This window comes from Pseudomonas sp. FW305-7, from assembly GCF_058786735.1.
In genome coordinates this window covers 104,359-129,345 of the sequence record NZ_JBYSZA010000001.1, presented here as the reverse complement: position 1 = coordinate 129,345, position 24,987 = coordinate 104,359, and the positions used below count along the sequence as shown (strand labels likewise).

General features: G+C 57.4%; 22 protein-coding genes and 1 pseudogene. 6 read left to right on the top strand and 17 right to left on the bottom strand.

The features are described 5' to 3' along the window. Positions 1-67: 67 nt before the first annotated feature. Complete coding sequence (locus tag AC3WMT_RS00595; RefSeq protein WP_103302009.1) at positions 68-2,470, top strand: TonB-dependent receptor; 2,403 nt, start codon at positions 68-70, stop codon at positions 2,468-2,470. A 73-nt stretch (positions 2,471-2,543) separates the two neighbouring features. On the opposite strand, the gene AC3WMT_RS00590 is transcribed toward AC3WMT_RS00595, so the two are convergent. From AC3WMT_RS00590 to AC3WMT_RS00565, 6 genes are all read right to left on the bottom strand, one after another. Beyond that, positions 2,544-3,536 carry a LacI family DNA-binding transcriptional regulator gene (locus AC3WMT_RS00590; protein WP_103302008.1) on the bottom strand — a complete coding sequence of 331 codons (993 nt, stop codon included), beginning with the start codon at positions 3,534-3,536 and terminating at the stop codon, positions 2,544-2,546. Between the two features lie 75 nt (positions 3,537-3,611). Beyond that, a complete protein-coding gene (locus AC3WMT_RS00585; RefSeq protein WP_103302007.1) occupies positions 3,612-5,114 on the bottom strand; it encodes a glycoside hydrolase family 32 protein in 1,503 nt (500 codons plus the stop codon). Next, positions 5,111-6,256, bottom strand: a complete 1,146-nt coding sequence (locus tag AC3WMT_RS00580) for an ABC transporter ATP-binding protein (RefSeq protein WP_103302006.1) — start codon at positions 6,254-6,256, stop codon at positions 5,111-5,113. The genes AC3WMT_RS00585 and AC3WMT_RS00580 overlap by 4 nt, the downstream gene beginning before the upstream one ends. Positions 6,257-6,283: 27 nt before the next feature. After that, positions 6,284-7,126 (bottom strand): carbohydrate ABC transporter permease, encoded by an 843-nt coding sequence (locus AC3WMT_RS00575; protein WP_103302005.1) that lies wholly within the window; start codon positions 7,124-7,126, stop codon positions 6,284-6,286. After that, positions 7,123-8,085 (bottom strand): carbohydrate ABC transporter permease, encoded by a 963-nt coding sequence (locus AC3WMT_RS00570; RefSeq protein ID WP_103302004.1) that lies wholly within the window; start codon positions 8,083-8,085, stop codon positions 7,123-7,125. Before AC3WMT_RS00570 ends, AC3WMT_RS00575 begins: the two co-directional genes overlap by 4 nt. A 21-nt stretch (positions 8,086-8,106) precedes the next feature. Further along, positions 8,107-9,381 carry an ABC transporter substrate-binding protein gene (locus AC3WMT_RS00565; RefSeq protein ID WP_103302003.1) on the bottom strand — a complete coding sequence of 425 codons (1,275 nt, stop codon included), beginning with the start codon at positions 9,379-9,381 and terminating at the stop codon, positions 8,107-8,109. 168 nt (positions 9,382-9,549) lie between these two features. Between AC3WMT_RS00565 and AC3WMT_RS00560 the strand changes: the two genes are divergently transcribed. The 3 genes and pseudogenes from AC3WMT_RS00560 to AC3WMT_RS00550 form a co-directional block, all read left to right on the top strand. Then, a complete protein-coding gene (locus AC3WMT_RS00560) occupies positions 9,550-11,115 on the top strand; it encodes a carbohydrate porin (protein WP_103302002.1) in 1,566 nt (521 codons plus the stop codon). 93 nt (positions 11,116-11,208) lie between these two features. Continuing rightward, the gene (locus AC3WMT_RS00555) at positions 11,209-11,958 is read left to right on the top strand and encodes a hydroxypyruvate isomerase family protein (RefSeq protein WP_103302447.1); all 750 of its coding nucleotides are present in this window, start codon (positions 11,209-11,211) and stop codon (positions 11,956-11,958) included. 11 nt (positions 11,959-11,969) lie between these two features. Next, positions 11,970-12,104: pseudogene (locus tag AC3WMT_RS00550) on the top strand (TetR/AcrR family transcriptional regulator); the annotation flags it as partial. A 41-nt stretch (positions 12,105-12,145) separates the two neighbouring features. On the opposite strand, the gene AC3WMT_RS00545 reads toward AC3WMT_RS00550, so the two are convergent. From AC3WMT_RS00545 to AC3WMT_RS00520, 6 genes are all read right to left on the bottom strand, one after another. Next, the gene (locus AC3WMT_RS00545; protein ID WP_256583437.1) at positions 12,146-13,084 is read right to left on the bottom strand and encodes a fumarylacetoacetate hydrolase; all 939 of its coding nucleotides are present in this window, start codon (positions 13,082-13,084) and stop codon (positions 12,146-12,148) included. A gap of 5 nt (positions 13,085-13,089) precedes the next feature. Further along, positions 13,090-14,310 carry an MFS transporter gene (locus AC3WMT_RS00540; protein WP_256583436.1) on the bottom strand — a complete coding sequence of 407 codons (1,221 nt, stop codon included), beginning with the start codon at positions 14,308-14,310 and terminating at the stop codon, positions 13,090-13,092. 183 nt (positions 14,311-14,493) lie between these two features. Then, the gene (locus tag AC3WMT_RS00535) at positions 14,494-15,543 is read right to left on the bottom strand and encodes a type III polyketide synthase (RefSeq protein WP_103302000.1); all 1,050 of its coding nucleotides are present in this window, start codon (positions 15,541-15,543) and stop codon (positions 14,494-14,496) included. Positions 15,544-15,736: 193 nt separating this feature from the next. Continuing rightward, entirely contained in the window at positions 15,737-16,177 is a 441-nt protein-coding gene (locus AC3WMT_RS00530; protein WP_103301999.1) for a Zn-ribbon domain-containing OB-fold protein, read from the bottom strand. Positions 16,178-16,188: 11 nt separating this feature from the next. After that, positions 16,189-17,385, bottom strand: a complete 1,197-nt coding sequence (locus AC3WMT_RS00525) for a thiolase family protein (protein ID WP_103301998.1) — start codon at positions 17,383-17,385, stop codon at positions 16,189-16,191. Positions 17,386-17,414: 29 nt separating this feature from the next. Then, entirely contained in the window at positions 17,415-18,503 is a 1,089-nt protein-coding gene (locus AC3WMT_RS00520; RefSeq protein ID WP_103301997.1) for a hydroxymethylglutaryl-CoA synthase, read from the bottom strand. Between the two features lie 447 nt (positions 18,504-18,950). On the opposite strand from AC3WMT_RS00520, the gene AC3WMT_RS00515 reads away from it, so the two are divergent. Next, positions 18,951-19,547 carry a TetR/AcrR family transcriptional regulator gene (locus tag AC3WMT_RS00515; RefSeq protein ID WP_103302446.1) on the top strand — a complete coding sequence of 199 codons (597 nt, stop codon included), beginning with the start codon at positions 18,951-18,953 and terminating at the stop codon, positions 19,545-19,547. Between the two features lie 60 nt (positions 19,548-19,607). Here AC3WMT_RS00515 and phlG read toward each other — a convergent pair whose 3' ends face one another. Further along, complete coding sequence (phlG, locus tag AC3WMT_RS00510; RefSeq protein WP_103301996.1) at positions 19,608-20,486, bottom strand: 2,4-diacetylphloroglucinol hydrolase; 879 nt, start codon at positions 20,484-20,486, stop codon at positions 19,608-19,610. A 202-nt stretch (positions 20,487-20,688) separates the two neighbouring features. Here phlG and AC3WMT_RS00505 point away from each other — a divergent pair, with 202 nt between their 5' ends. Further along, complete coding sequence (locus AC3WMT_RS00505) at positions 20,689-21,291, top strand: TetR/AcrR family transcriptional regulator (protein ID WP_249412144.1); 603 nt, start codon at positions 20,689-20,691, stop codon at positions 21,289-21,291. 9 nt (positions 21,292-21,300) lie between these two features. On the opposite strand, the gene AC3WMT_RS00500 is transcribed toward AC3WMT_RS00505, so the two are convergent. Genes AC3WMT_RS00500 through AC3WMT_RS00485 form a run of 4 tightly spaced genes read right to left on the bottom strand, consistent with a single transcriptional unit; the run spans position 21,301 to position 24,805 of the window. Beyond that, complete coding sequence (locus AC3WMT_RS00500) at positions 21,301-21,723, bottom strand: hypothetical protein (RefSeq protein ID WP_146041204.1); 423 nt, start codon at positions 21,721-21,723, stop codon at positions 21,301-21,303. Between the two features lie 27 nt (positions 21,724-21,750). Further along, complete coding sequence (locus AC3WMT_RS00495) at positions 21,751-22,701, bottom strand: hypothetical protein (protein WP_103301993.1); 951 nt, start codon at positions 22,699-22,701, stop codon at positions 21,751-21,753. Between the two features lie 43 nt (positions 22,702-22,744). Continuing rightward, positions 22,745-23,929 carry an amidohydrolase family protein gene (locus tag AC3WMT_RS00490; RefSeq protein ID WP_103301992.1) on the bottom strand — a complete coding sequence of 395 codons (1,185 nt, stop codon included), beginning with the start codon at positions 23,927-23,929 and terminating at the stop codon, positions 22,745-22,747. A gap of 21 nt (positions 23,930-23,950) precedes the next feature. Then, the gene (locus tag AC3WMT_RS00485; RefSeq protein WP_158249159.1) at positions 23,951-24,805 is read right to left on the bottom strand and encodes a TauD/TfdA family dioxygenase; all 855 of its coding nucleotides are present in this window, start codon (positions 24,803-24,805) and stop codon (positions 23,951-23,953) included. Positions 24,806-24,987 lie beyond the last annotated feature (182 nt).

Genomic DNA, 24,987 nt, shown 5'->3' with positions numbered 1-24,987 from the left:
AGCCTGTCCCTTTTTTTCGTCTCGCTGGTCATTCCAGGCAAGTGAACAAAATCGAGAGCTTCTTCCAATGCCCGCCGTATTCCCCAGTCGCATGCGTCCGTTGTTGCAGTTGAGTTTGCTGTTGAGCCTGAGTGCCAGTCCGCTGCTGATCCAGTCCAGTTGGGCCGACGAGTCGGCACGGCGCAGTTATCAGGTGCCGGCCGGCAGCCTGAGTTCCGCGCTGACCCGATTTGCCGGTCTGGCCGGCGTCAATCTGTCGGTGGACCCGGCATTGGTCAGCGGGCGCAACAGCAATGGTTTGTCTGGTGAATTCGGTGTGGAGGAGGGCTTCGCCCGGTTGTTGCTGGGCTCCGGCCTGCAACTGCAACCGGTGGGCGAGCAGGCTTACACGCTGATTCCGGCGGCGCAGGGCAGTAGCCTGCAGTTGGCGCCGACCTCGATCCTCGGCGCCACCGACTCGTCGGACGCGGACGTGTTTGCGGGCGGCCAGGTCGCACGCCGAGGCTCGCAAGGGTTGCTGGGGTCGAAAGACTTCATGGAAACCCCGTTCAGCATGACCACCTACACCAGCGAGACGGTCAAGAATCAGCAGGCCCGAACCCTGGGCGATCTGATCGCCAATGACCCGTCGGTGCGCGCGACCAACCCGGCGGGCGGGCGCTATGAACAGTTCACCATCCGTGGCTTCAGCCTGTTCAACAGTGATGTGGCGTACAACGGCCTCTACGGCGTATTGCCGACGTACACGATCGATATGGAAATGGCCGATCGCGTCGACATCCTCAAAGGCCCGAGCCAGCTCATCAACGGTATTTCACCGCGAGGCAGCGTCGGCGGCGGGATCAACGTCGTGCCGAAACGTGCGAGCGACAAACCCATCACCTCGCTGACCGCCAATTACGCTTCCAACAATCAAATCGGCGGTGCCGTCGATGTCGGCCGGCGTTTTGGTGAGGACAACCAGTTCGGTTTGCGATTCAACGGCGTCAAACAGTCCGGCGACACGGAGTGGGATCACCAGAGTGTCGACCGCGACATGGCCGTGCTGGGCCTGGATTTTCGCGGTGAGCGGCTGCGGATTTCCACCGATGTGGGTCACACCGAGCGCGATACCGACGCACCGCAAGAACGCGTGCAAGTCGCCGCCAATGCCAAGGTGCCCAACGCCAACGATGTGCGCGATAACTACGCGCAACCGTGGAGCCAGGCGCGGACCAAAGACACCTTCGGCACGCTCAACGCTGAGTTTGATGTCAGTGATTCGGTGATGGTCTACGGCGGTGTTGGTGCTCGCAAAAGCAATCACGACTTCCTTCGACATGCGGTTTCCGTGACCAACGATGCCGGCGACTTCAGCGTACAACCACGGGATTTCACCCGTGACGAGAATGTTCGCACTGCCACGGCGGGCGTGCGCAACTGGTTCCACACAGGTCCAGTCAGCCATGAGGTCAACCTCGCCGCCAGCTACTTCTATATGGATTTTGAAAACGGCGGCGCCCGTTATGCGGCGGGCCGCAGCAATCTGTACGACCCGGTAGAAACCGCAAAACCCGCTCGGCCAACGCGCTATGACGCCAAGGTCTACACCGAGAACCGCTTCAGTGGCGTAGCGTTGTCCGACACCCTCGGCTTCTTTGATGATCGCCTGCTGCTGACCCTTGGCGCCCGTTGGCAGCGGGTCAAGGTCGACGACTGGAGCGATGATGTAAAAGGCGATACCGCCTACGATGAGGAAAAGGTTTCGCCCTCGGGCGGCATTCTGTTCAAGGCAACGGACAAGTTGTCGCTGTACGCCAACTACATGGAAGGCTTGAGCCAAGGCAAAATCGCGCCTTCGACATCGGTAAACGAGGACGAGATCTTCCCGCCGTTCATCAGCCGCCAGGTCGAAGTCGGCGCCAAGTACGATGCCGGTTCATATGCCCTCACTGCCGCGGTGTTCCGCATCAAACAGCCGGCGTACGAAACCAACGCCACGACGCGGGTCTTCGGCCCGAACGGCAAACGGCAGAACGACGGGGTGGAGTTGAGCGTGTTCGGTGAGCCGCTGAAAGGCTTTCGCTTGCTCGGCGGCGTGATGTACATCGACAGTGAGTTGACCCGGACCACCAACGGCACATTCGATGGCAACCGCGCGCCGGCGACGCCGAAGTACAACGTCAACCTGGGCGCGGAATGGGATGTGCCGAACGTACAGGGCCTGACGTTGACCGGACGCGGCCTCTATTCCAGCTCGCAGTATCTGGATCAGTCGAACGACAAGGAAATCGATTCCTGGGAGCGCTTTGACGTGGGTACGCGATACGCCTTCAAGGTCGATGAGAAAACCATCACCCTGCGCGCCAATGTCGAGAACGTGCTGGACAAGCGCTATTGGAGTTCTGCCGGCGCTTCGGACGACAGTGAGCCGGGGCTGACGTTGTCGACACCGAGAACCTATCTGCTTTCAGCGACGGTGGATTTCTGATTCCACCTCTGGCGTGAACGGCCCTCGCCAAATCGAAAGCCATCGGGAGCGCTATCAGCGAACTGACTCACTCTCATAGTGATGTCCTGACCACCAGTGGACAGTCAACTCGCTGAGTTCCCGACAGCTCAAGGGTCTCGATCAGATGGCGTGCAGCCTTGCGACCAATCTCGTAGTACGGCAGTTGCACGGTGGTCAGCGGCGGGATGAACAACTCGGCAATGCCGATCATGTTGTCGTAGCCGAGGACGGCGACATCGTCGGGAATTTTCAGGCCACGCCCCAACAACAGCTGATAGGCACAAAAGGCAATGCGGTCGTTGCCACAGATCAAAATATCGAATTGGGGACGACCATCGATGACATGCCGGTCGAGGATAGCGGCTGTTTCACTGTAGGCATCATGATCGGAAAGGTCGTACTGCAGGAGCGTTTCAGGCGCCAGGCCGAATGCCTGACAGGCACGCTGCAGACCTTTTTGTCGCAGCCCCCATGCCAGACTCTGTTTCGGCAGATTGATACACAGAGGACGCTTATAGCCGAGGCTCAACGCGTGGTGTACGGCGCGGTACTGGCCCATTTCGTCGTCGGGCACATAGCTGACGAGGCGGCTGTCATCTGCCAGACAATTGGCGAGCACCAGAGGCTTGCTCTTCAATCGCTCGGGAATACATACCTGGCGAAACCCCATGGCGCTGAAGATCAAGCCGTCCGGACGGTGCGACAGCATCAGGTCGATGTTCTGGTCGGTGGGCGGATTGCTCAGCAGGTTGAGGATAAAGACATTCCAGCCGGCTTGCTGCGCGGTCTGCTCAATGGACAGCAGCAGTTCGACCGCGAAGGGTGTGGTCGCGGTGTCCAGCGCGAACACACCGATGGTTCGCGACTGGAGGTTGTCACCGCGCATCTTGCGCGCTGACAGGCTGGGTACGAATTGCAGTTCATCAATGGCGCGACGCACCCGTAGAAGGGTTTCGGGGCTCAGCTTTTCCGGAGTATTGAGCGCTCGAGAAACCGTCATCAGGGACACGCCGGCCAGCTGTGCAACGTCTTTCACTGAAGTCATGCGAAGTGCGGCCGGTCAGGTTGACGCAGGATCATGACACAGGGCCCGGGCTTCTCGCGACCCGAATGACGACCCTCATGACCATCCTGAACCGAGCGGCCATGCCCTGGGAATCGAAACACGCCCGCCACTTCCGCTTGCCACAAGTTTCACGCCGAGACTGTCGGAGCGCGGATAGAGGCGACTGCTGAGGCTGAAGCGACCGTTTTCCTCGAACACTTCGATGGATGACCGGTCGAGAAACACGCGCAGTTCCAGTCGCTCTTGTGTCGGGTCTATCGAGACGCTGCGCTGGCCTGTGACTTGCGTACCCGAGCGGCTGCGGTCAAGCACCAGGCGCTGCAGTGACGCATCATAGTAGAGCAGGGTTTCTTCAAAGCCATCATCGCTGCACCGCAAGGCGACTCCCAAGTGGCCTTCAGTGCAGCCGAGCAGATCCAGATGCACATGGATTTCGAGCATATCGCCATTCACTTCCGGTACCCAGCGGGCTCCCGACTCTCCCCACCACGGCGTACTCGGCAGTAGCGACATTCGCAGTGCGCTGAGCTCCCGTGCCGGATACACGCAAAGGTGATCGGCGCACAGTTCAAGTTCGCGTGGTAATCCGAGCATGCCGCACCAGTGATGGGCCTGGCTCGGCATCGGGCTTTCCCACATGTCCAGCCATGCCCATACGAGGCGCCGACCATCGGCGGCCAACAGCGTCTGCGCGGCATAGAAATCGTGGCCGTTATCCAGCTCGATAAAAGGCCCGCCAGTGAAATTCCATTGGTTGTCCAGTCGACCCACACGGTAACCCGTCTGGTACTTGTTGAGCCGTTCGTAACCTTGGGATGGCATGCCTTGAGGAGAGTACAGCAGCACATCGCGTCCGTTCAGTCGGAACAGATCCGGGCACTCCCACATATAGCCATCGCCCTCCCTGCCGCCAGACACATAGTTCAGGAACTCCCAGGCGTGCAGATCCGTGGAACGGTACAGCGGGAGCAGCGGCAGATCGCCCAGGCGTGCGCCGGCAATCAGGTACCAATAGTCATCCGCCTGCCAGACCTTGGGGTCACGGAAGTGCATGATGGTGTCTTGCGGCGCGCTGTCGATCACCGCGCCGTGTTTGACGAAGCGGATGCCATCGGTACTGGTCGCCAGGCACTGCACTTGACGGATGAAACGCTCGTCACCCACTTCCCCCAGCCAGGTGTGCCCGGTGTAGATCAGGGCCAGGGTATCGCCACACACCACCGCGCTACCGGAAAAACAGCCGTCACGGTCGCAGTCATCGCCGGGTGCCAGCGCAATGGGCAGGTGCTGCCAATGAACCAGGTCGGCACTCTTGGCGTGGCCCCAATACATCGGCCCCCATTTCGCGTCGAAGGGGTGATGCTGATAGAACACGTGGTACTCGCCACGAAAGTACACGACCCCGTTCGGGTCGTTCATCCAGCCTGCCGGCGGAGAAATATGATAACCGGGTCGATAGTCCTCGATGACGCGAGCTTGGCTGGCAGCCAGTGCGCGCTGCGCAAGGTCAAGGGTCGAAGACATGGGATCGCTCGGGGTATTCAAAGACAAGGTCATAGGGCGTTTGCTCGGATTGAGCGTAGAGAAAGGTCATCGGGCACGGATTCAATGGCTTGCGGGTGGCGCTGCAATGCCGTGCCGTCGCTGTCGAACAGGTGGATCTTGTCGATGTCCAGTTGCAGTTCGACCCGATCACCTGTCTGCCATCCGGCGTTGACTTCACAGCGACAGATCAGTGGCTCGTCCTGCCCGCTATCCAGGTGCACATAGGTTTCACTGCCCAGGTATTCGACCCCGGTCACGACGACGCCAGCCGTTCCCTGCGCCGCTTTGAGCGACAGGTGTTCCGGGCGAACGCCGAGACTCAGCAGAGCGTCCGCCGCCAGGTTCGAGCTGTCGAAGGGCAGGGTGGTCATCCGCAAAACGGGAGCATCAACCAGGCTGGTTTCGCCCGGCGCATGCAGGCGGGCCTGGAGGAAATTCATTCTCGGCGAACCGAGAAAACCGGCGACAAAACGGCTGGCCGGGCGCTCATAGAGTTCGCGCGGTGAGCCGACTTGCTCTACACAGCCGCCGTTGAGCACAACAATTTTGTCGGCCAGGGTCATCGCTTCCACCTGATCGTGGGTGACGTAGATCATGGTTGAGCGCAGTCGGGCATGCAGCCGGGCGATTTCGTTGCGCATCTGTACCCGCAAGGAGGCATCCAGATTGGAGAGCGGCTCATCGAACAACAGAATGTCCGGTTCCCGCGCCATGGCTCTGCCCATGGCCACGCGCTGACGTTGCCCCCCAGACAGTTCCTTTGGCTTGCGTTGCAGCAGTTTGTCCAATTGCAGGATTTGCGCAGTTTTCAGCACCCGCTCGCGCAGGCTGCTCTTTTCAGTCCTGGCCAGTTTGAGACCAAAACTGATGTTGTCGTAGACGCTCATGTGCGGGTACAGCGCATAAGACTGAAACACCATGCCGACGCCACGCTCGCGCGGTTCCAGGTCGTTGACCCGCCGCCCGTCGATCAGCAGATCGCCAGCACAGATCGAATCCAGTCCGGCGATCAGTCGCAGCAGGGTCGACTTTCCGCAGCCCGAAGGCCCCACGAACACGACGAATTCACCCGCCGCGATCTCCAGGTTGATGTCGCGAAGAATCCGCGCGCCGCCCAATTGTTTGTTCACATTGTTCAGTTTCAATTTGATCACGATGCTGTTCCTTGTCTTTATTGGGCATCAACCCTTTAACGCGCCGGCAGTGAGACCGGAAACGATTCGGCGCTGGAAGATCAGCACCAGAATCACCAGTGGGACGGTGACCAGCACCGAGGCAGCCATCAACAAGCCCCAAGGCAACTCATGGGGGCTGCCGCCGGAAATCAAGGCGATGGCAACGGGCACCGTGCGTTGGCTGTCGGTGAGGGTGAAAGTCAGGGCAAACAGGAACTCGTTCCACGCCGCGATGAAGGCCAACAACCCGGTGGTGACCAGTGCAGGCCAGAGCAGCGGCAACAGCACGCGGGTGAGCGTCACCCAAGGTGACGCACCATCCATGATTGCCGCTTCCTCCAGTTCATGGGGCAGTTGCCCCATGAACGTGGTCAGCACCCAAACGGTGAAGGGCAGGGTGAAAATCGTGTAGCTGAGGATCAACGCCCAGGACGTGTTGTACAGACCCAAGGCACGGATCACTTCGAACAGCCCTGACAGCACCGCAACCTGGGGAAACATCGACACGCCAAGGACCATCATCAATACCGTGCCACGTCCACGGAATTTCACCCGGCCCAGGGCGTAGGCGGCGGTCAGGCTGAGGAACAGCGCCAGCGTCACCACGCACAGCGCAACCACCAGCGAATTGCCAATCGCCCGCAGGAATGAGGCCTGGTGGAGTACCGCCGAGTAATTGGAGAAGTCGGGATTTTCGATCCAGTAGCTCACCTCGAACAGGGCGCTGGAGGGCTTCAGTGAGGTCACGATGGCGTAGTAGAACGGGAAAACCGCATACAGCAGCAGAACCCCGATCAGGCACCAGAACCCGAGGCGCAACAGTGTTTTTTTCAGCAGGCGCGGGCTCATGCGCGGACCTCCAGTTGACGGCGTCCGAGGTAGAGATAAAGCATGGCGATCACCGCAACCAGCAGAAACAACAGCGTTGACGCCGCGCTGCCGTACCCGACGTCCTGGAACTCCACCAGGTGCTGGCGGGCATACACCGACATGCTCATGGTGCTCGACGAGTTCGAGGTCAGCACGTAGATCACGTCGAATACCCGCAGGGAATCGAGGATACGGAAGATCGCCGCCACCAGCAGTGCAGGCATCAACAGTGGCAGCGTGACGCGCCAGAACACCTTCAGCGGATGAATGCCATCGACCCTGGCCGCTTCGTAGCAATCGCTCGGCAACATCTGCAGGGCCGCCAGCATCAGCAGCGTGACGAAGGGGACGGTCTTCCAGACGTCAACGATGATCACCGCCCACATCGACAGGTCTGCATCTGCCGTCCAGGCCAGGGGGGCGTCAATCAGGCCGAGGCTGAGCATCAGGTGATTGATGATGCCGAACTGGTCGTTGAGCATCCATGACCAGATCTTCGCCGAGACAATCGTCGGAATCGCCCACGGAATCAGAATCAACGCACGCACCAGAGAACGGCCGGTGAACTTGATGTTCAGCAGCAACGCCACCAACAGCCCCAGTACGACCTCCAGTCCCACCGACAGCACCGTGAAATACAACGTGTTGCGCACCGCGTTCCACCATTGCGGGTCGACGAGGATGCCTGACCAGCCGGAACCGCTGAACAAAAGATAGTTGCTCAAGCCTATGAAGGTTGCGCCACCGGTGTCCGCCAGGCTGGCGTCGGTCAGGCTGAACCAGAACGTGCGCAGCAACGGCCAGGCGGCCACCAGGGCCAGACAGACCAGCATTGGCGTCAGAAACAGCCAGGCAGCGCGCACCCGGCGACGTTGTACGGGTGTTTCCCTCGTGAGCAGGAGCTCGTCGAAGGGGGCATGGGCAGTAGAGACAGACATGGTGATTTCCTTCCTTGTGGCTTACCAGTTCTGGCGTTTGATACGCGTGAGTTCGCTTTCCAGTTCGGCCAGTGCCTGATCGACGGGCAACTCGCCCGCCAGCACGCCATGCACCCGATCGAAGAACGCATTGGAGACCCGTGGATAACGGTCGGCGGTGATTGCGGCGGGGCGCATGACCCCATCGTTGAGAATGCTCTGTAGCTGAGCGTAATAAGGCATGGCCGCGAGCAACTCGGGATCTTGATACAGCGACTCGATCACCGGGTTATAGGCGCCTGTCAGGGCACGATGTTTTTGCTCTTGGGCACTGGTCAGGTAGCTCACCAGCTCGGCGGCAAGTTTGGGATGAGCGCTGTAGCGCGATACCGCCAGGCCCCAGCCACCGAGGGTGGAAGCATGCTCGCCGTTCTCGCCGCCGCGGGGCAGGGGAGCGACGCCGACCTTGTCTTTTACGGCACTGTCCTGGCTTTGCACCAGGCCCCAGACATAAGGCCAGTTACGCATGAACAGCGCATTACCCGACTGGAATACGCCGCGTCCTTCTTCCTCGGTGTAATTGAGCACGCCACGCGGAGAGATGTCTCCTACCCAGCTTTTCGCCAGCGTCAACGCGGCTCTTGAGGCCGGACTGTTAACCACGATGTCTCCGCGTTGATTGATCAGTCCGCCTTGTGGTTGGCTGCTGATCCACTCCAGCGCATTACACGTCAGGCCCTCGTAGGCACGTCCCTGAAAGATGTAACCCCAGAGATTGGCGTTCCCGGCGTTGCGCTCCGCCTGTTGCACATCCCTGGCGGTAGCGGTCATTTCCTCCCACGTCTGAGGAACCTGCTTTGCGTATTTATCGAGCAAGTCTTTGCGGTAATACAGCAGCCCCGAGTCGGTGAACCACGGCATCGTCACCAGCCGTCGGTTGACCGTGGCGTTATCGACTTGTGCCTGGAAGTAGCCTTGGGTCGCGTTGGCGGGAAGTACCTCACGCAAATCCATCAGGTGTTTGGCCAGCATCCCCGGCCACACCATGTCGATTTGAATGATGTCGATGTCGGTGGACTGCGCACTGAGGATCTGCTGGTAGAACGACAACCTCTCGGTCGCCGAGTTAGGCGTGGAGACCACCTCGACGTTGTTGCCAGTCTGTTTCGACCATGTCTCGACGGCCTCTTTGCACAGTTGCAATTCCGCCCCCACCGCACCGCACGAGATCGTCAGATCGGTTGCGCTCGAGACGGATGGAAGTGCGGCAGACAGGGTGATCAATGCAACGGGCAGGAGCGATTTCAGGTGTTTCATCGAGCGTCCTTTATTTTTGTTTTTAGAAAAGTTAACGTTAACATCGCCAAATGTAGCAGCGTATTTGCGATGAGGCACCCTTTTTTTCGTTGATTGCGACAACTCGCAGCGCAAGAAAAAAACGGCCGTTTGCGTCAACCAACAATAAAAACAAAACAGGGATTTCATATGCACAAAGCAACAGGCTGGCTACTGGCAGGTGTGCTCGGCACATCCGCGGCGACCGCACAGGCAGCGACACTGGAAGAGCGCATGGCCGCACTTGAAGCTCGCGCCAGCGCAGCGGAAAAGCGCGCAGCCACGGCCGAACAGCAGACCCAAGTACTTGCCCGGGAATTGCAGCAAATCAAACTCGCGGCGCCGCCCTTGCAGCCCGTCGCGTCTAACGCAACAGCCATTTCCGCGCCTGCTCTGGATACCCGACTGGCAAAACTCGAAGCCCGTCAGCAAAGCCTGGATAAAGACAGCAATACCGGACACCTCTCCGATGGGTTCAGCTTCAACGGCTATGCGCGCTCCGGATTGTTGGTCGACGAGGGGCTGGGTGGCGGCCGTGGCGGCCCTTACACAACGCCGGCCGGCTCGGTGGGCGGTGCAGTCGGGCGACTCGGTAACGAAGACGACACCTACATGCGCATCGACCTGTCGAAAGAGGTCTATGCGCAAAACGGCACCCGTTCCAAATTCACGGTTTCCATCGCCGACGGTGTGGAAAGCTCCAATGACTGGACGGCGGACGAAAGCAAACTCAACGTACGCCAGGTATTCGCCACGCTCGACCATGTCGCTGCGTTCAAAGGCAATTCAGTGTTCGAGAACGCGACGCTGTGGGCAGGCAAGCGGTTCGATAGAGATAACTTCGATATCCACTGGCTGGACTCCGACGTCGTTTACCTGGCCGGCACCGGCGGCGGAATTTACGATGTGCAGATGAACAAGCACTGGCGTTCGAATTACTCCTTGATTGGGCGTAGCTACGGGGATTTCAGTCAGGGCGGTATTGATGCCGATGTGGAAAGTTACATTCTGACCTCGAACCAGTTCTTCGAGGATGGCCAGTGGCAGTGGATGTACAACGCCATCGGCGCAAAGAAAAACGATTTCGGCACCCGCACCAATAAAGCCGGTTTGACGCCTGCGGATAGCGGTTTGCACAGCATGCTGGCCAATCACCAGAAAACCTTTTTCGGCAGGGAAGGGTTCTTCAAAACGGCGCTGCTCTATGGGCAAGGCCTGGGGGCCGAGGTCAAGAACGTTGGTTCGGATGGTGAACTGATCGACGAGGCCCGCGCGCTGCGTCTGGCACTTTACGGTGAAACCCCTCTGAGCTCTGACTGGCGCATCGGCCCCAGCCTGCTGGCCGAACAGAGCAAGGATAGATACGTCAAAGGTGACGACTACCGCTGGCTGACCTTGAACGTGCGATTGGCCAACACAATCAACAGCAACTTCGAAATGGCCTACGAAATGAGCTGGCAAACCATGAACCTCGACCCTAAAGGCTATCTACAACGTAATGCGGTCGATGGTAACTTCTGGAAGTTCACTGTCGCCCCGACGTTCAAACTTGACGTTGGCGATCTTCTCACGCGTCCGGAGTTGCGAGTGTTCGCAAGCTACATGAACTGGTCTTCGGATCTGGACAAATTCAGTACTGCGGACTCCTTTGGCATGTCCGACTTCCAGGCGGGAGGGGTATGGCAATACGGTATACAGATGGAAACATGGTTTTAATGGTTGAACGCAATTGCGATAGTGCGGTGCTGGAGCGGCGAAGGATGCTCCAGGCTAATGATGTCGTTTCTTCCCAGGATGGATGATTACCCAATGCTCAAGTTCAATGCTCATCTCGGTTTCCAATTCAATGAATTGCCTTTTCTGCAGCGCATCGAAGCCGCCGCAGCCGCCGGTTTCCGGGCGGTGGAGTTTCCGTCGCCGTATGAATTCGACGCAAGTCTGCTGGCCGACCATCTAGCCCAATACAGTTTGCCGTTGATTCAGTTCGCCCCCCCGGCTGGCGTGACCAAAGGCATCGCCGCGTTACCGGGCATGGCAGTGGAGTTTCGCGATGGGTTGCGCCAGGCCGCCCGCTACGCAAAGACGTTGGCGTGTTCGGATGTCCACATCATGTCGGGTGTTACAACGCAGAATGACGCTGAGCGTATCTACGCGGGCAACGTGGAATATGCGGTCAAGTACTTCGAAGACCAGGGGCTGCGGCCGCTTATCGAAGTGATCAGCGCGGAGGCGATGCCGGGCTACTACATGTCTGACTTCAGCAAGGCGCAACAGATTCTGGAAACCTTCCCGAGTGTCGGGCTGATTCTTGATCTTTACCATGCCCAGCTTTTGACTGGAGACGCAGCCACTGTGCTGGCGCGGTTTTATGACAGAACCGTCCATGTGCAGATTGCCGATTGCCCGGGTCGTCACGAGCCGGGAACGGGGAATATCGACTTTGCTGCGTTGTTCGCGGCGCTGGAGCAACGCGGCTACGCGGGATGGATCGGGTGTGAGTACCGTCCTTCTGGATCTACTGTTGCGAGTCTTGACTGGATCAAGCAGCTAAGTGCTTAGGTTTTGGATTCAACTTGGAGGCGCGCCTGCAAACCGCGATCGAGGCCGGTGAACTGGCGCCCGATAGCGATCTGTCAGCGTTGGCTGTGCTTGTGTCATCGCGGCTGCACAGCCTCTCGATTCGCGCGCGTGCAGGGAAATCCTGAGAAGAACTGACGGGGCTGGTGCGCAAATAACGCTGTCAGCGTTATCTGCGCTTGAGCACATTCGGGTCGTTGCAGCGCTGCTGCAGTCGCGTCGCCCGCGGGGGCAGACCCGCTCCAAGCGTGCGTTTATCAAGCGGGCACAGATGCAACAACTCTTCTTCGACGATGCGATTGCTCAGGCCCAACTCCAGTTCCGGGCAATCGAGATCGAGCCAGTCACCGTGTTGCAGCGGGGGTTCGCTGTCAGGGTGGCCCAGGCCATGAAACACGTAGTGGACCATGCCTGGCTGCAGGAACTGTTCGTGCTGTTCGAGGAATGCCTGGGTGTATTTGCGCAGTGAGCGCCATTCCTTCAGATCGATATCGTATTCGCGATAGGAGATTTGCCTGTCCTGACGCTCGATACGAGCGTTGATCGACAATCGACACTGCAACTCTCCAAGAATCATTGCCGGAGCCAGTGCGCATTCGCGAAGACACGCCTGGTTGGCGTCCGGCGAGTCGAGGTTGCCGAGCAGTGGATCGTGCACTTCGTTACCGATGGTGAATCCGACAAAGTGCAGTTTGCCGAAGGAGTCGACCATATAAATGCAGACGATTCCCGGTTCACTGGCAATGCTCAGCGCCTGATAAGGGATGTTTAGCGCCTCGCCTTGCGTCTTGAGCAGACTGCCGTTGCCTTTGTAACTCCACGCCTGCTTTTTCGACAGCGTCAGGTTGACCGTGCTGATCTGGGCGAGCAAATTATTGCCGGGTTTGAGTGGTGGCTGCAGGTCGATGTCCTGGGTGCTGTCACTGGCGGGCAGATGCTTGAGATGCTCGGCCCAGCCGCGATGCCAGCGACTGCAATACTGCAATGTTTCATACAGCCCGCCCTGTTCGGGAAACATGCGCAGGCTCTGGCCTGTCTGGAAGTCGAACACACCGATGCCTCGGTGTTCATGCTGGCAAAGGTCGAGCAGCATCAAATAATATCCCATGATCTCTAATCCTTGAGGGGTAGGCTGATCGGCAACGCGTTCGCGGCTGACAGGGCAGGGAGGGGTTGCAGATTGTCGCGCAGACCCAGCGACAACAGCAGGCCGCCGATGCTCCCGGCCAGTGCGACATACAAAATCGATGGCAGGCCGAAATGCATCGCGGCGTAACCGGCGACGGCGGGTGACACGCCACCGCCAAGGATCTCGCCGAACCCGACGACAATGCCGGTGGCAGTGGGAAGCAGCGCAGGCGGCACCGACTCGCTGGTCAACGGCCCGACAGTCATGCAGATCAGGCTGAAGTTGAAGAAAGACAAAAGGAACAGCAGGAGAAATAACAACCCGGTAATGGCCGGGCTGATGATTAACAGCCCCACCAACGTTGCGCTGGTCATGAAGGAAACAATGACCACCGGTTTGCGTCCCAGTCGGTCCGACATCGCCGGAATTATCAACTGACCGATAAAACCACCAACACCAAGGGCGGATATCACGACGGCCATCGACAGCGTTTCAAGGTGCATGTAGTCCGTGAGGTAACTGGGCAACATGGCACACAGGACGAACTGGCAAGTAAGAATGCAAAACATGATCAGGATGTTCAGGCTGACATTGCCGCTTTTGAAGGCACTCAACCAGTTCGCCCAACCCCTGCCTGATGCGGGTTGCTGATGTGCCGGCAAGGGCGCGGGTCTATAGATTTTCCACAAATAGCCGGCCAGCAGTAGACCGGGCAACGAGATAATCGCGAAAACCATACGCCACGAGTCGAATAGCTCCAACAGACTGGCAGCCAGCAATGGCCCCAGGCACAGTCCGAGAATCGGGAATAATGCCTGTTGGAAACCCAGATTCTGTCCGCGGCGCTGCGGATGCGAAACCTCATCGGTGACGATGATACTGGCCGGTGTGAACGCGCCTTCGCAGAGCCCCATCAGCCCGCGGATGACGACCAGCCCGAAAAGTCCTCCGGCCAGAGCCGACATCCCCGAGAGCAGCGACAGCACTGCAATTGACAGGACCAGTGCGTTCTTGCGACCCAATCGATCAATCACGTAGCCCGCGCCCAGGGCTGAAAAGCCCCAGGCGAAGGCCAGTGCTGCCGACAGCATGCCGAGGTCCTGATAATCCAGCTGCAAGTCACGCATGATCACGGGAAACAGCGGCAGAATGATAAAGCGATCAAGCCCGACGAGGCCGAAACTCAAGGACAGCAGCAAAACCATCCGTTGTTCATATTGTCGCTTGGGCGGCGTAGCGAGATTGTCTCTGATCATCGTTCATCCTCCATGTGAAACCATTAATCAGGTGCAATGAAGGGTTTGCGAAAGAGGCCGAGAAACCTTGGCTTCATACAGACCACCAAGGTTTCTTGCAGACTCAAACGTAGCCCCGGCAAAACGTGGGAATCAGGCTACCCATTCACCCACGGCCATTTCGGCGGTGAAGCCTGGGCCGAAAGCTGCCAGCATGCCGACATCGCCGGAGTTAAGACCCGACTCAAACTGTCGCTTGAGCACGTCGAAAACCACAACGCTGGCAATGTTGCCGGCTTCGGCGAGGCTGTTGCGCGACTGCGAAACCCGGTTCGAGGCAAGGTCCAGTTGCAGGACCAATTCGTCAAGAATCTTGCGGCCGCCAGTGTGGAAGATGAAGAAGTCGTTCTGCGCACAGTTCTGTTCAAGAGTGTCGTAGTTGAGTTTCTCCATAATCGGCGCGACATCTTTAATAGAGTTCATGACGGCTTTGTCCAGGGTAAAGTGGAAGCCGGTGTCCTTTACATCGTATTTGATGTAGTGCTCGCTCTTCGGCAGGAAGAAAGAGTTGGTGGAACGGATTTTGAACCCTGACGCCTGATCATCAGCGCGCAATACGCAGGCAGAAACAGCATCGCCAAAAAGTGCAGCGGAAATGAACGCGTGCAACTTGGTATCGTCAGGCTGATAACACAGCGACGAGAACTCCAGCGAGACAATCAACACATGATTACGCGAATCCAGTTTGGCGAAGTCATTGGCCCGGTTAATTGCTGCGGCACCGGCGACGCAACCGAGCTGAGCGATCGGCAGCTGCACGGTGGAAGTCGGCAGGTCCAGATCGTTAATCAGATGTGCGGTGAGCGATGGCATCATGAAGCCGGTGCACGAGGTGACCACCACCATACGGATGTCATTGGTCGTTAAGCCAGCGTTTTCAATGGCTTGGCGGGCAGCGGCGGAAGACATCAGGCGGGCTTCACGCTCATAGACGATGCTGCGGTGAGTGAAGCCGGTGTGCACCGCCAGCTCGTCGATCGGCAGGATCAAATGCCGCTCGTTGACTTCGGTATTCTGGATCATACGCTTGGCCAGGGCCATGCGCGGATGGTCGGCGTGCAGGCTCTCCAGATGTTCAATCATCTGTTGTTGAGTGATCTTGTTTTTCGGGAACATTACGTGCGGGAGACAAAGAGTCGACATGATGAGTCCTCGGCCATATAAAGCCAATAAATAGTTTTGGGATAATTCCCGATTTAAAATAACGGCAGTTTGCTATTCCCGGAGGAACAAGGATTAAAAGCTTTTGGCGAGTAAGTTCTTTTTATAAGTAGCGCAATTCTTGTTTTGATATTCAAACGGTCGAGCGTCAGAAACTAACGCTCGACGGTCTTATTTATACGTCCAATACAAACTTGTAGGCGTATTGCCAGGCCAGATTGCTTTCGCGCACATGTTTGCGTACGACCATGCGTACCGGCGCGCCGGTTTTCAGTTGTTCCGGATGAGTGACGTCAACGATTTCCGACGCGATCACCAAGCCATCGTCCAGACGAACCATCGCCATGCAGCGAGGCACTGTTTCGCCGTAGCCCATGGCGGCAAGGATCGGATTCTCGGCGTGAGCCATGACTTCGATCTTGCCGCTGCGGGCGCAGCGGTACGGTTTTACGTTGAGCGAATTGCAGGCGCCACAAACTGTACGACGTGGGAAAAAGATCTCCTTGCAGTCTTCACACTGACTGCCTTCCAGACGATATTTGCCGCCGTGTTCTCGCCATTCGCGAAGCATGCTGGCAGTGGTCATCCGATGAATCTGTTCGGGGTACATAGACATGGTCCGGCTCCTTAGTCGTTGGAAAGAACGATCACTGAGTTGTGGGCGGCATAACCTCCCAGGTTTTGCGACACGCCGATGCGCGCGCCCTTGACCTGGTTGTCGGATTCACCGCGCAACTGACGGAACAGTTCGGTGATGTGCAGAATGCCGTCACAACCGGACGCGTGACCGCGCCCAATGTTGCCGCCGTCGGTGTTCAATGGCAGCGGACCGTCAATGCAGATGCCGCCTTCCAGGACAAAATCACCGGCCTGACCCTGCTTGCAGACCCCCATGGATTCCATCTGGATCAGACCCGCGCCGAGCAAGTCGTAGACCTGCGCGACATCGATATCCTTCGCAGTGATTCCGGCCTTTTTATAGGCGATTTCAGCGCAAGCGATGGAGTTGGCCGACACGGCCATGCCGACATTTTTTGGCAGGCCCGGGTGATGCAGGGTCGGGTTGTGAAAACGCGTGCCGAAGTAATGGGAAACGCCTGTATAGGCACATCCGCGAACGAATACTGGTTTGTCCGTGTATTTGTGAGCCAGATGTTCAGCGACCAGAATCGCGCAACCGCTTGCTTCACCCCAAGCCAGCATCGAGCCAAAGGCTTCGCTGTTTTTCAGGGTATCGATAGATGGAATCGGATGGCCGAAGCGCGTGGCATTCGGGGTGTTGTGCGCATAAATACGCATCTGCCGGCCAAAGGTCGCCAACACATCAGCTTCACGCCCGGCATAACCGAACTTTTCAAAGTATTCCGCCGTCGCCAGGGCAAAAGCATCAGTGTGGGAAATACCCAGGAAGTAGTCGTACTCACATTCGGTACTGGAACCGATGTATTCGGCATAGTTGAAGTGGTCGGTCATCTTCTCGAAGCCGCCGACCAGAACAATATCGTATTCCCCGGAGGCAATCATTTGATGGCCCATCTGGAACGACACGGAACTGCTGGTGCAGTTGGCAGTGCTCATGAACGTCGGCGCCGGGCTGATGCCCAAAGTGTCGGAGATGGTCGGGCCGAGACCGCCATATTCCGAAATGCCCTCGCCGTGATAACCGTAGGCCACACCCTGGATTTCCCGAGGATGCATCCTGGCGTCTTTGATAGCTTTATAAGCCGACTCGACGATCATTTCCTTGAACGTCTGCCGGACCCTGGAACTTCCCGGTTTCGGCGTATAGGCGGCCGAAACGATTGCAACACGACGTGCGCACATGTACATGCTCCTTGCGTAGACAGGCGAAATCAGAGGTAGGCGGTGAGGGCGTAGTCAGCTCGCAAATACTTGAACTCGTATTTGATGGACGTTCCGTAATCTACGTACAGCTTGTTTTCGAGCGATTCGCGCAGTGGACTGTTGCGCTTTTGGTAGGCCTCAATGGCCGGGGTGACCGTCAAGGCAATTGCGTCGCTGCCGGCACCGAAACCGTAAGACACCAGCAGGATTTTTTGACCGGGACGCGCTTGGTCGAGCACGTTAATCAAACCGAGGAGCGGGCTGGCAGCACCGGTGTCACCAACACTGCTCGCGTAGATGCCGGGCTCGACCTGTTTCGGATTGAATCCCAGATGCTTGGCGAGGGAGTAGGGCGTGGACACCAGATTCTGCTGGAACACAACGTAATCGTAGTCCTGCGGGCAGGTGCGCAATTTGGCCATTAAGCCTTCCGCCGCCCGGCGAGTCTGGTCTTCCAGGCCGATGCTGTTTTTGTCCGAGCCAAGCCCCATCCCGGAGCGAATATAACGATCGCCTTGCGGGCGAATGTTGTCGGCGACATCAGCTGCACAAGAGAAATTGCCATCGAATTCTGCGATGACATTCTCCGTGCCCACCAATAAAGCTGCCGCACCGGCACCCGCATAGGATTCGGTCAGATCACCTGGGGCGGTGTTGCGATTGATAGTGTCGGCGCCGATTGCAAGGGCGCTGCCGGTCATGCCGGAAGCGACCAGTGCCTGGCAAATCTGCAGCGCAGAAGTGCCGGATTTGCCCGCGAACTGGACGTCGGCGCAATAGGCGTCATAGCCGGAACCGAGCATTTCGAGGATGACAGAGGCCGAGGCGCGGGAGTCATAGGGGTTGGTGCAAGTGCCCAGATACAAAGCCTCGACGCTACTGCCGGGGGCCATATCCAGTGCACGCTGGGCGGCCAATACACCGAGAGTGATCACATCTTCATCAGGTTGAAGAACGGCTCTTTCGACCACCCCCAACTGGTTTTGCACGAGATGCAGATCGGTGTTCTTCCAGACGTTAATCACTTCTTCGACTTTCAAGCGACAAACGGGAACGCCAGTGCCATAGCTCACTATTCCTGCTTTTTTCACGTTCATTTTCCTTTTGATTCCATTCGCTGTCAGAAAACAAGGGTGTCGCGTCGCCGTATATCGTGAAACATACGGAAAACTATCTTTAAAGCCCCCGATATCGGAGTTTTGTCGTTTAGCCAGCAAAATCAGCCGCTTGGAGTTTCCGGACGGTTACTCAAAAAAGGGCGGTGATACTGCCACTTTGCCTCTCTCACTGCTATGATACGGTACGTATCGTTTCAGAATTAAATCTGCAGATTCGATAGTGCAAGAGGACGCTTACTTGCTCACACATCATGCTCAAGGAGTCGGAAACCCCTAAAGTAACCAGAAAAACCCGAAGCGAACTGATTGGAGTCAATGTTCAGTGCGTTTACTCAACTCGAAACGAAACGGTCCGTTTCGTTGCGATTTTCGGAAATCCTATACCTTGCATTGTATTTGTCAAGCACCCTGCCTGGAGAATTTACTGTGGCTCGTACACCCTCTCGCAGCTCCATCGGATCCCTACGGAATCCCCACACGCACAAGGCGATCATCAGTTCGACGATTGAGATCCTCAAGGAATGCGGTTATTCGGGACTCAGTATTGAGTCGGTTGCCCGACGGGCGGGAGCGAGTAAACCGACGATTTACCGTTGGTGGAGCAACAAGGCTGCATTGATCGCAGAAGTCTACGAGAACGAAAGTGAGCAGGTCAGAAAGCATCCTGATCTCGGCTCATTAAAAGCGGATCTCGACTTTTTGCTGCACAATCTCTGGAAAGTCTGGCGTGAAACGATTTGCGGAGAAGCATTTCGCTGCGTCATCGCCGAGGCTCAGTTGGACCCTGTGACGTTGGTTCAGTTAAAGAACCAATTCATGGAGCGCAGAAGGGAAATGCCGAAGAAATTGGTGGAAAACGCCATCAGCCGTGGTGAGTTACCGAAGGACACCAATCGCGAACTTTTGCTGGATATGATCTTTGGATTTTGCTGGTACCGGTTGCTGACCGAGCAGTTGGAGATGGAGAAAGATATCGAGGAATTTACGACTCTTTTACTGAACGGTATCAGTTCGAAGGGGTGATTCTGGTTTTCGAGATGTTCCCCTTAGCCTTGTCGCTGAGGGGAACATTTTTTTGCGGGTTCAGGCAGCGCCGAACTCTCGATACAGTTCTGGCAGGAAACTGGCCAGATGGTTGAATTCGCACAGGTCATGAACGGCGAATTCATAGGCGAGGGTTTCCAGTTCCGCTTCGCCGAAACCGTTAGCCTCCATCAGTGCGGCAGCCTTTTCGGCACCAGGAAAACGCGACATCGACGGATGACTGCCGACCCAGTAGCGGCTGGTGAGATAGAGGCCTTCCGGAGTTTCTTTGAATAGGTGCACCATCAGCGACACGGGCACCTCGGGTTGTTCCGCCAGGCTCATCAACGCGCTGACGCTTCCGTCGATTTTCGCTTCGCGGTACAGATCGGCACGCAAGCCCAGTTTTTCCGGGTCCTGGAAGTGGATATGCAGGTGCATCAGGCGATCACCGACATATTCCGAGGCGCAGAAGGTGTTGCCGTACAAGCGCTGTTCGAAACTCAGGGACGTCTGCTTGAGGCGCTCGTGATTGACGCAGGGATTGCTGACATGGGCATAAGGAAACCACAGGGTATAGCGTTCGGCTTCCAGCGGGTGCCACATGAACCACCATTTCAGCATCGCTGCGGTCGAGCGCGGGAAAAACTTGCGGCTCTGGACATACGCCATTGGCCCGGGCAGCAGGGCGTATCCCGATTCCTCGCTGACGAAGTCTGCCTCCAGCAACCGATTGATGTCCTCTATGCTCGGCGTCAGGGTCTGTTCCAGCGGCAGTGGTCCTTGCTGGATCTTGCACACGGCGGACAGGGGGACATTCATCTGCGCAGAGAAATACTTGGCGTAGGGTTTGTCCTTGATCGCCTCGCGATTGCGCAGGAATTGCTTCTGCATCGGCAGAGAGAAGTAGGTGAACGGGGTCATTACGCGCGCATCCATTGCGATGTTTTCCTTTGGCTAAATGGCCTTGGACCTGACAACATTCGTCGCCAATATCCATGCCTATCGAGGTATGTAGGTGATTTGAAGCTAAGCTTCATAAAAATAAAAGTCAAATTTGAATTTGAGTTAATAGGAGTTCATGCTCGTGTACGGTCCAAATCAGGCTGCCTCTCTACGTGCTCAGCGACAAGATGGCCGGGTGACCCGCCAGCATATTCTGGAGACAGCAGGGCAGTTGTTTGCCGATCTGGGGTATGCCAACACCACCAGCAAACAGGTCTGCGAGAACTCCAACTCGAACGTGGCGTCGGTCAATTATCACTTCGAGAACAAGGAGGGCCTGTACCGTGCCGTGCTGCTCGAAGCCCATGAACGCCTGCTCAGCATCGATATATTGTTCAGCCTGAGCCAGAGCCCTGCCTCTCCTGAGGACAAATTGCGTTTGATCATCACCGTCCTGATCGAGCGTGTGCGCAATCATCGAGATGCCTGGGCGCTCAAGGTGTTGAGCCGGGAATTGCTGTCGCCTTCGAGTCTGCTGCCCTCGGTGCTGGAGCAGCAGGCCTATCCGAAAGCGAAGGTCTTTCGCGGCATTCTGGGGCAGATCCTGGGCATGCCGGACGATCACCCGACCACGCTGCACTGTGCGCTGGGCGTATTTGCGCCTTGTCTTTTCCTGCTATTGGCCCACGAAGCGTTGAGCGAGAACGTGCTGCCGGGTCTGAAAATGGAACCCGCCGTGCTGATCGAGCACATGATGACTTACGCGCTCGCGGGCCTCAAAGCCGTGTCGGCGCAATAGCGAACGCGATCAGCTATACCCATCGATAACGCCCGCGTCACGGCGCGGGTCAGGTTTGATCAGCGCCGCGTCAAGCAAGCGGATGCGCGGTTCCGAGTGATACGCGCCCGCGTCGTTGAACCGCAGAAATGCGCGCGAGCACTGGGTGCAGCCCCAGACGCTGGCAATGTTGTAGGGGAAAAATTTGAAGCAGATGGGCGCGTCTTCCGACCAGAAGTGCGTTCCGTGCGGGTGGTATTCATCGAGCGTCTGCTCGTCTTCCTGATCGTCCGTCACATGGCCAATGAGCCGCAACAACGTGCCCGACGCCAGTGCGGCGGGCAAACTCTCCCAGCCCCGCGACAGCCCCCGGATACACGAACAGGTTTTGGTTTCCGTGGATGAGTGCACGGCGAGCTGCTGAAGGTTTTCCGGTGTGAGTGTCATTGTCATCAGGTTCCAGACGGTTAGCGCTCGGGTTCAGCTTGGGGTGACAGCGGGCTTTTTCATAAAGCTTGCGATTCTTGGCAATGCAAACTGCAGTATTTTCGGCATGGTGTGAATAGGCAATTGGCAGCAGGCGAAATACAACGCCATGGTCGGGGACAGGCTGACGCCAAGCGCCGACCACAAGAGCCCGACATTTCTGTTGCCACCGTTCAATCCCATGGTGAATTTCGCGATCAGCGTTCCGGGGTACAAGCTGCCCAGGAGCAGTTGCATGGCGAAATTCACTCCGTAGGCCAGCGCGATCATCGAAAGGGCCAGTGACGGTTCATTCAAGATGATCTGCTGCATGCCGGCCATTGTTCCGATCGCAAACAGAAACAGCGCCATCACCACGACGCCGTCGATGGCCAAGCCATGGTGAGCGACGAAACCGTGGGAAAACCGTCGTATCAGGATCGCCACGCCCTCGGCCCCGCCGATTAATATGGCCAGCCTGATCGCCAGATCAGCAGGATCGATGGACAGGGACAGGCCGTCTGCGAACAGGTGGAGGATGAGCGGGGCGGTGATCGGAATAATGGCCATCGAGCACAGCGCAGTGACCAGCGACATCGACGGATCCAGCCCGAGCATTCTGGCGACGGCGGCATTGCCACTGGCCGGCGGTGCGGCAACGGCAATGGCAATGGCCAGCGACAGTTCCTGATTGCCACTGAGATACAGCGCCGCCATGCCGAACACGTACGGACACGCTACTACCATCAGCGCTGGAAATATCAGCGATATCTTCAGGTTTTTTGCTGCTTTGATCACTTCAGCGTTGTTGATGCGCAGCAGCGTACCCAACACAAAGATAAACACCATGACCGGCAGTAGCGGTCTCGCCAGATCTGCCAGATAAGGGATTGCCAATCCGATTGCGCACCCGGAAGCAAGGACCGTGGGGCCTCTGCGGGTAATTTCGGCGAGGATTCGATGCATGCAGGGGGTCTCAAGAATGCGTCCCGTGAGGGGACGCTTCTCTTTAGGCGTTATGGGTAATGACCGGTGACACGGACGGTGGTGGCGAGTTTTTCGACTGCTGCACGACCAGGCGCCCATCAATCAGAATCGCGGTGATGCTCGGCAGGTCGCCGCTGCTGAAACTGCCCAGTACGCTGGGTTCGGCGCCGCCGAGGGGGCCGCAGGCAACCAGAATGTCGGCCTCTCTGCCGACACTGAGAATGCCGCGATTGAGCTTCCTGACCTTGGCGGTATTACCGGTGGCAAAGCACACAGCCTTTTCCGGCGGCACGTCGCCAAAACTGCTGAGCAGGGCAATGGCGCGGAGCATGCCAAGCGCAGGGACACCGCAGCCGGCGGGCGAATCGGTGCCGATCACGATGCGATCGAGCTGGTTCAGTTCACGCGCATAGTTGAGGGTGGTCACCGCAGCGAATTCATTGCCGTTGTGGACGATTTCCAAAGCGCCGAGACAGCCCTCACACAGGCAGCGGATCTGCCGGGGAGCGAGTGCGGTGTAACCGCCGTTGATGTGGCCAATGATGTCGGGGGCAATTTCCAGGATCTCCTCGGCGCCCATGCTCTGCGAGGCGGAAATCGACGGGCCGCCGGTATGGGTGATCGAGGTCATGCCGTGTTTGCGCGCCATCTTCACCAGCTCGGCGGCGCGACTGACGGATTTGACCGGGCCAATGCCGACTTCACCCAGTTGGTTGATGCCCTGGGCGGCCATTTCAGCGAAGTCCTGATCGGAAAACTCATCATTAAGCAGGGGCGCGCCGGCCTCCATTTTTATTCCGGAAGGACGCGCGCTGGAGAACGAACGTTGTGCGGCAATCGCCATTGCCATCATGCCGACTCTGTCCGTCGGCAAGCCCGGAACATGCACCTCGCCGGCGGAAATCATCGTCGTGACGCCGCCCTGCAACGAATGCCAGATCCAGTTGTGGTTGCCGGAGCGCGGGCTATATTCACCGAGCGTCGGGTGCGTGTGGTTGTCGATCAGCCCCGGCATGACCGTGGTCCGCTTCGCGTCGATCAGCAGGTCTGCTTCCGAGAAATCGACGTCTGCGGCGCGACCGATGAAAGTGATGATGCCGTCAACGCTGACAAGGGTGTCGGCATCTATAAGAGGGCGTTCGAGGTCGCCGGTCAGGAAAGTGCCAATGTTATGGATAATCGATGTGTAACTGTTTGCGGCCAACATTTGATTTACCTTTTGAAGTCATCAGGCAACGGGCGAAAAGATGCGTGCGCCGTCTTTTTTGAATGAACGGAAGTTCCACAGGTTATTGGTCAGAAACAGCCGTTGAACCCAGCGCCAGGCATGTCCATTGGCATCGAAACCAGGAGTGAACTTGTCGCGGGAATGAAGTGTGAAACGATTGTTGACGTAAACGAGACGGCCCGGCTGTATGTCTGTGCCGTGGGCAACTTGTTTAAGAGCGTCATAAAACTTCGCATAGGCTTTTTTCGCTGCGTCATCCACAGGAATAACCATGTCCGGATAAAACGCTGCGGTGACACGAGGAAGCGTTATCGGCCCGGACAGTATGGGGAACAGCCGGGTTTCACTGGATTGTTCGTCGGTATTTCTCCAGCGGTAAGGCTGGCGAATGATGAAGTGCTTGCCATATAGCAGCTTTATTTCACTGTCAGTCAGCGCCTTCAGTGCTTCGCGGGCATCAGCGACCCAAGTTTTCGGACCTTCCGTGTGCGGATCGGACCGCACGCCCAGCAGCAACAGCGCCAAGGGCGAGGTGTCACCCCGCGAATCATAGGTCTGAAAGGCGTTTTCGGTGTGCAAGTCCAACTCGACTTCCGAGCCGTTACCGGTGTATTCCGTGGCCGCTTCAGGGTGGGGCACCAGGTCGTTGACCAGTTTTGGCCCTTCGTGACCAATGGAATAAGGCTCCGCAATCAAACTGCCAAACGCCACCAGAACGTTTTCCGACACATAACCGTTTTTGAACCCCAGGCTGTCCGCATCATGTTGCGGACTGCCGAATGTTTCATCGACCGGCAAGTTTTCAAATACACAAAAAGAGGCGTCATCGCTTTTCAGTGACTCGAGTTTTTCCAATAGACGCTCGGAGAACGCTCGATACGCTGTTGTGCGGATCGTCTGTATGTAATTGCGTCCACCCGTAGGCTCATAACATATATCGACGAATGCATTACGTATTGCCTCGTGTTCGGCAGACGTCAGCCGAAAGACGTGGGCATCCCTACATGACGCTTCCATGAATTCACCACCGCGATTGA

Coding starts and splice junctions, on each gene's coding strand:
- AC3WMT_RS00595 (WP_103302009.1), top strand. CDS start 68: ATGCCCGCCGTATTCCCCAGTCGCATGCGTCCGTTGTTGCAGTTGAGT.
- AC3WMT_RS00530 (WP_103301999.1), bottom strand. CDS start 16,177: ATGTCTATGTACCCCGAACAGATTCATCGGATGACCACTGCCAGCATG.
- AC3WMT_RS00555 (WP_103302447.1), top strand. CDS start 11,209: ATGCTCAAGTTCAATGCTCATCTCGGTTTCCAATTCAATGAATTGCCT.
- AC3WMT_RS00585 (WP_103302007.1), bottom strand. CDS start 5,114: ATGACCTTGTCTTTGAATACCCCGAGCGATCCCATGTCTTCGACCCTT.
- AC3WMT_RS00560 (WP_103302002.1), top strand. CDS start 9,550: ATGCACAAAGCAACAGGCTGGCTACTGGCAGGTGTGCTCGGCACATCC.
- AC3WMT_RS00535 (WP_103302000.1), bottom strand. CDS start 15,543: ATGTCGACTCTTTGTCTCCCGCACGTAATGTTCCCGAAAAACAAGATC.
- AC3WMT_RS00540 (WP_256583436.1), bottom strand. CDS start 14,310: ATGGTTTTGCTGCTGTCCTTGAGTTTCGGCCTCGTCGGGCTTGATCGC.
- phlG (WP_103301996.1), bottom strand. CDS start 20,486: ATGGATGCGCGCGTAATGACCCCGTTCACCTACTTCTCTCTGCCGATG.
- AC3WMT_RS00500 (WP_146041204.1), bottom strand. CDS start 21,723: ATGACAATGACACTCACACCGGAAAACCTTCAGCAGCTCGCCGTGCAC.
- AC3WMT_RS00490 (WP_103301992.1), bottom strand. CDS start 23,929: ATGTTGGCCGCAAACAGTTACACATCGATTATCCATAACATTGGCACT.
- AC3WMT_RS00590 (WP_103302008.1), bottom strand. CDS start 3,536: ATGACTTCAGTGAAAGACGTTGCACAGCTGGCCGGCGTGTCCCTGATG.
- AC3WMT_RS00575 (WP_103302005.1), bottom strand. CDS start 7,126: ATGAGCCCGCGCCTGCTGAAAAAAACACTGTTGCGCCTCGGGTTCTGG.
- AC3WMT_RS00565 (WP_103302003.1), bottom strand. CDS start 9,381: ATGAAACACCTGAAATCGCTCCTGCCCGTTGCATTGATCACCCTGTCT.
- AC3WMT_RS00495 (WP_103301993.1), bottom strand. CDS start 22,701: ATGCATCGAATCCTCGCCGAAATTACCCGCAGAGGCCCCACGGTCCTT.
- AC3WMT_RS00570 (WP_103302004.1), bottom strand. CDS start 8,085: ATGTCTGTCTCTACTGCCCATGCCCCCTTCGACGAGCTCCTGCTCACG.
- AC3WMT_RS00525 (WP_103301998.1), bottom strand. CDS start 17,385: ATGTGCGCACGTCGTGTTGCAATCGTTTCGGCCGCCTATACGCCGAAA.
- AC3WMT_RS00545 (WP_256583437.1), bottom strand. CDS start 13,084: ATGGGATATTATTTGATGCTGCTCGACCTTTGCCAGCATGAACACCGA.
- AC3WMT_RS00520 (WP_103301997.1), bottom strand. CDS start 18,503: ATGAACGTGAAAAAAGCAGGAATAGTGAGCTATGGCACTGGCGTTCCC.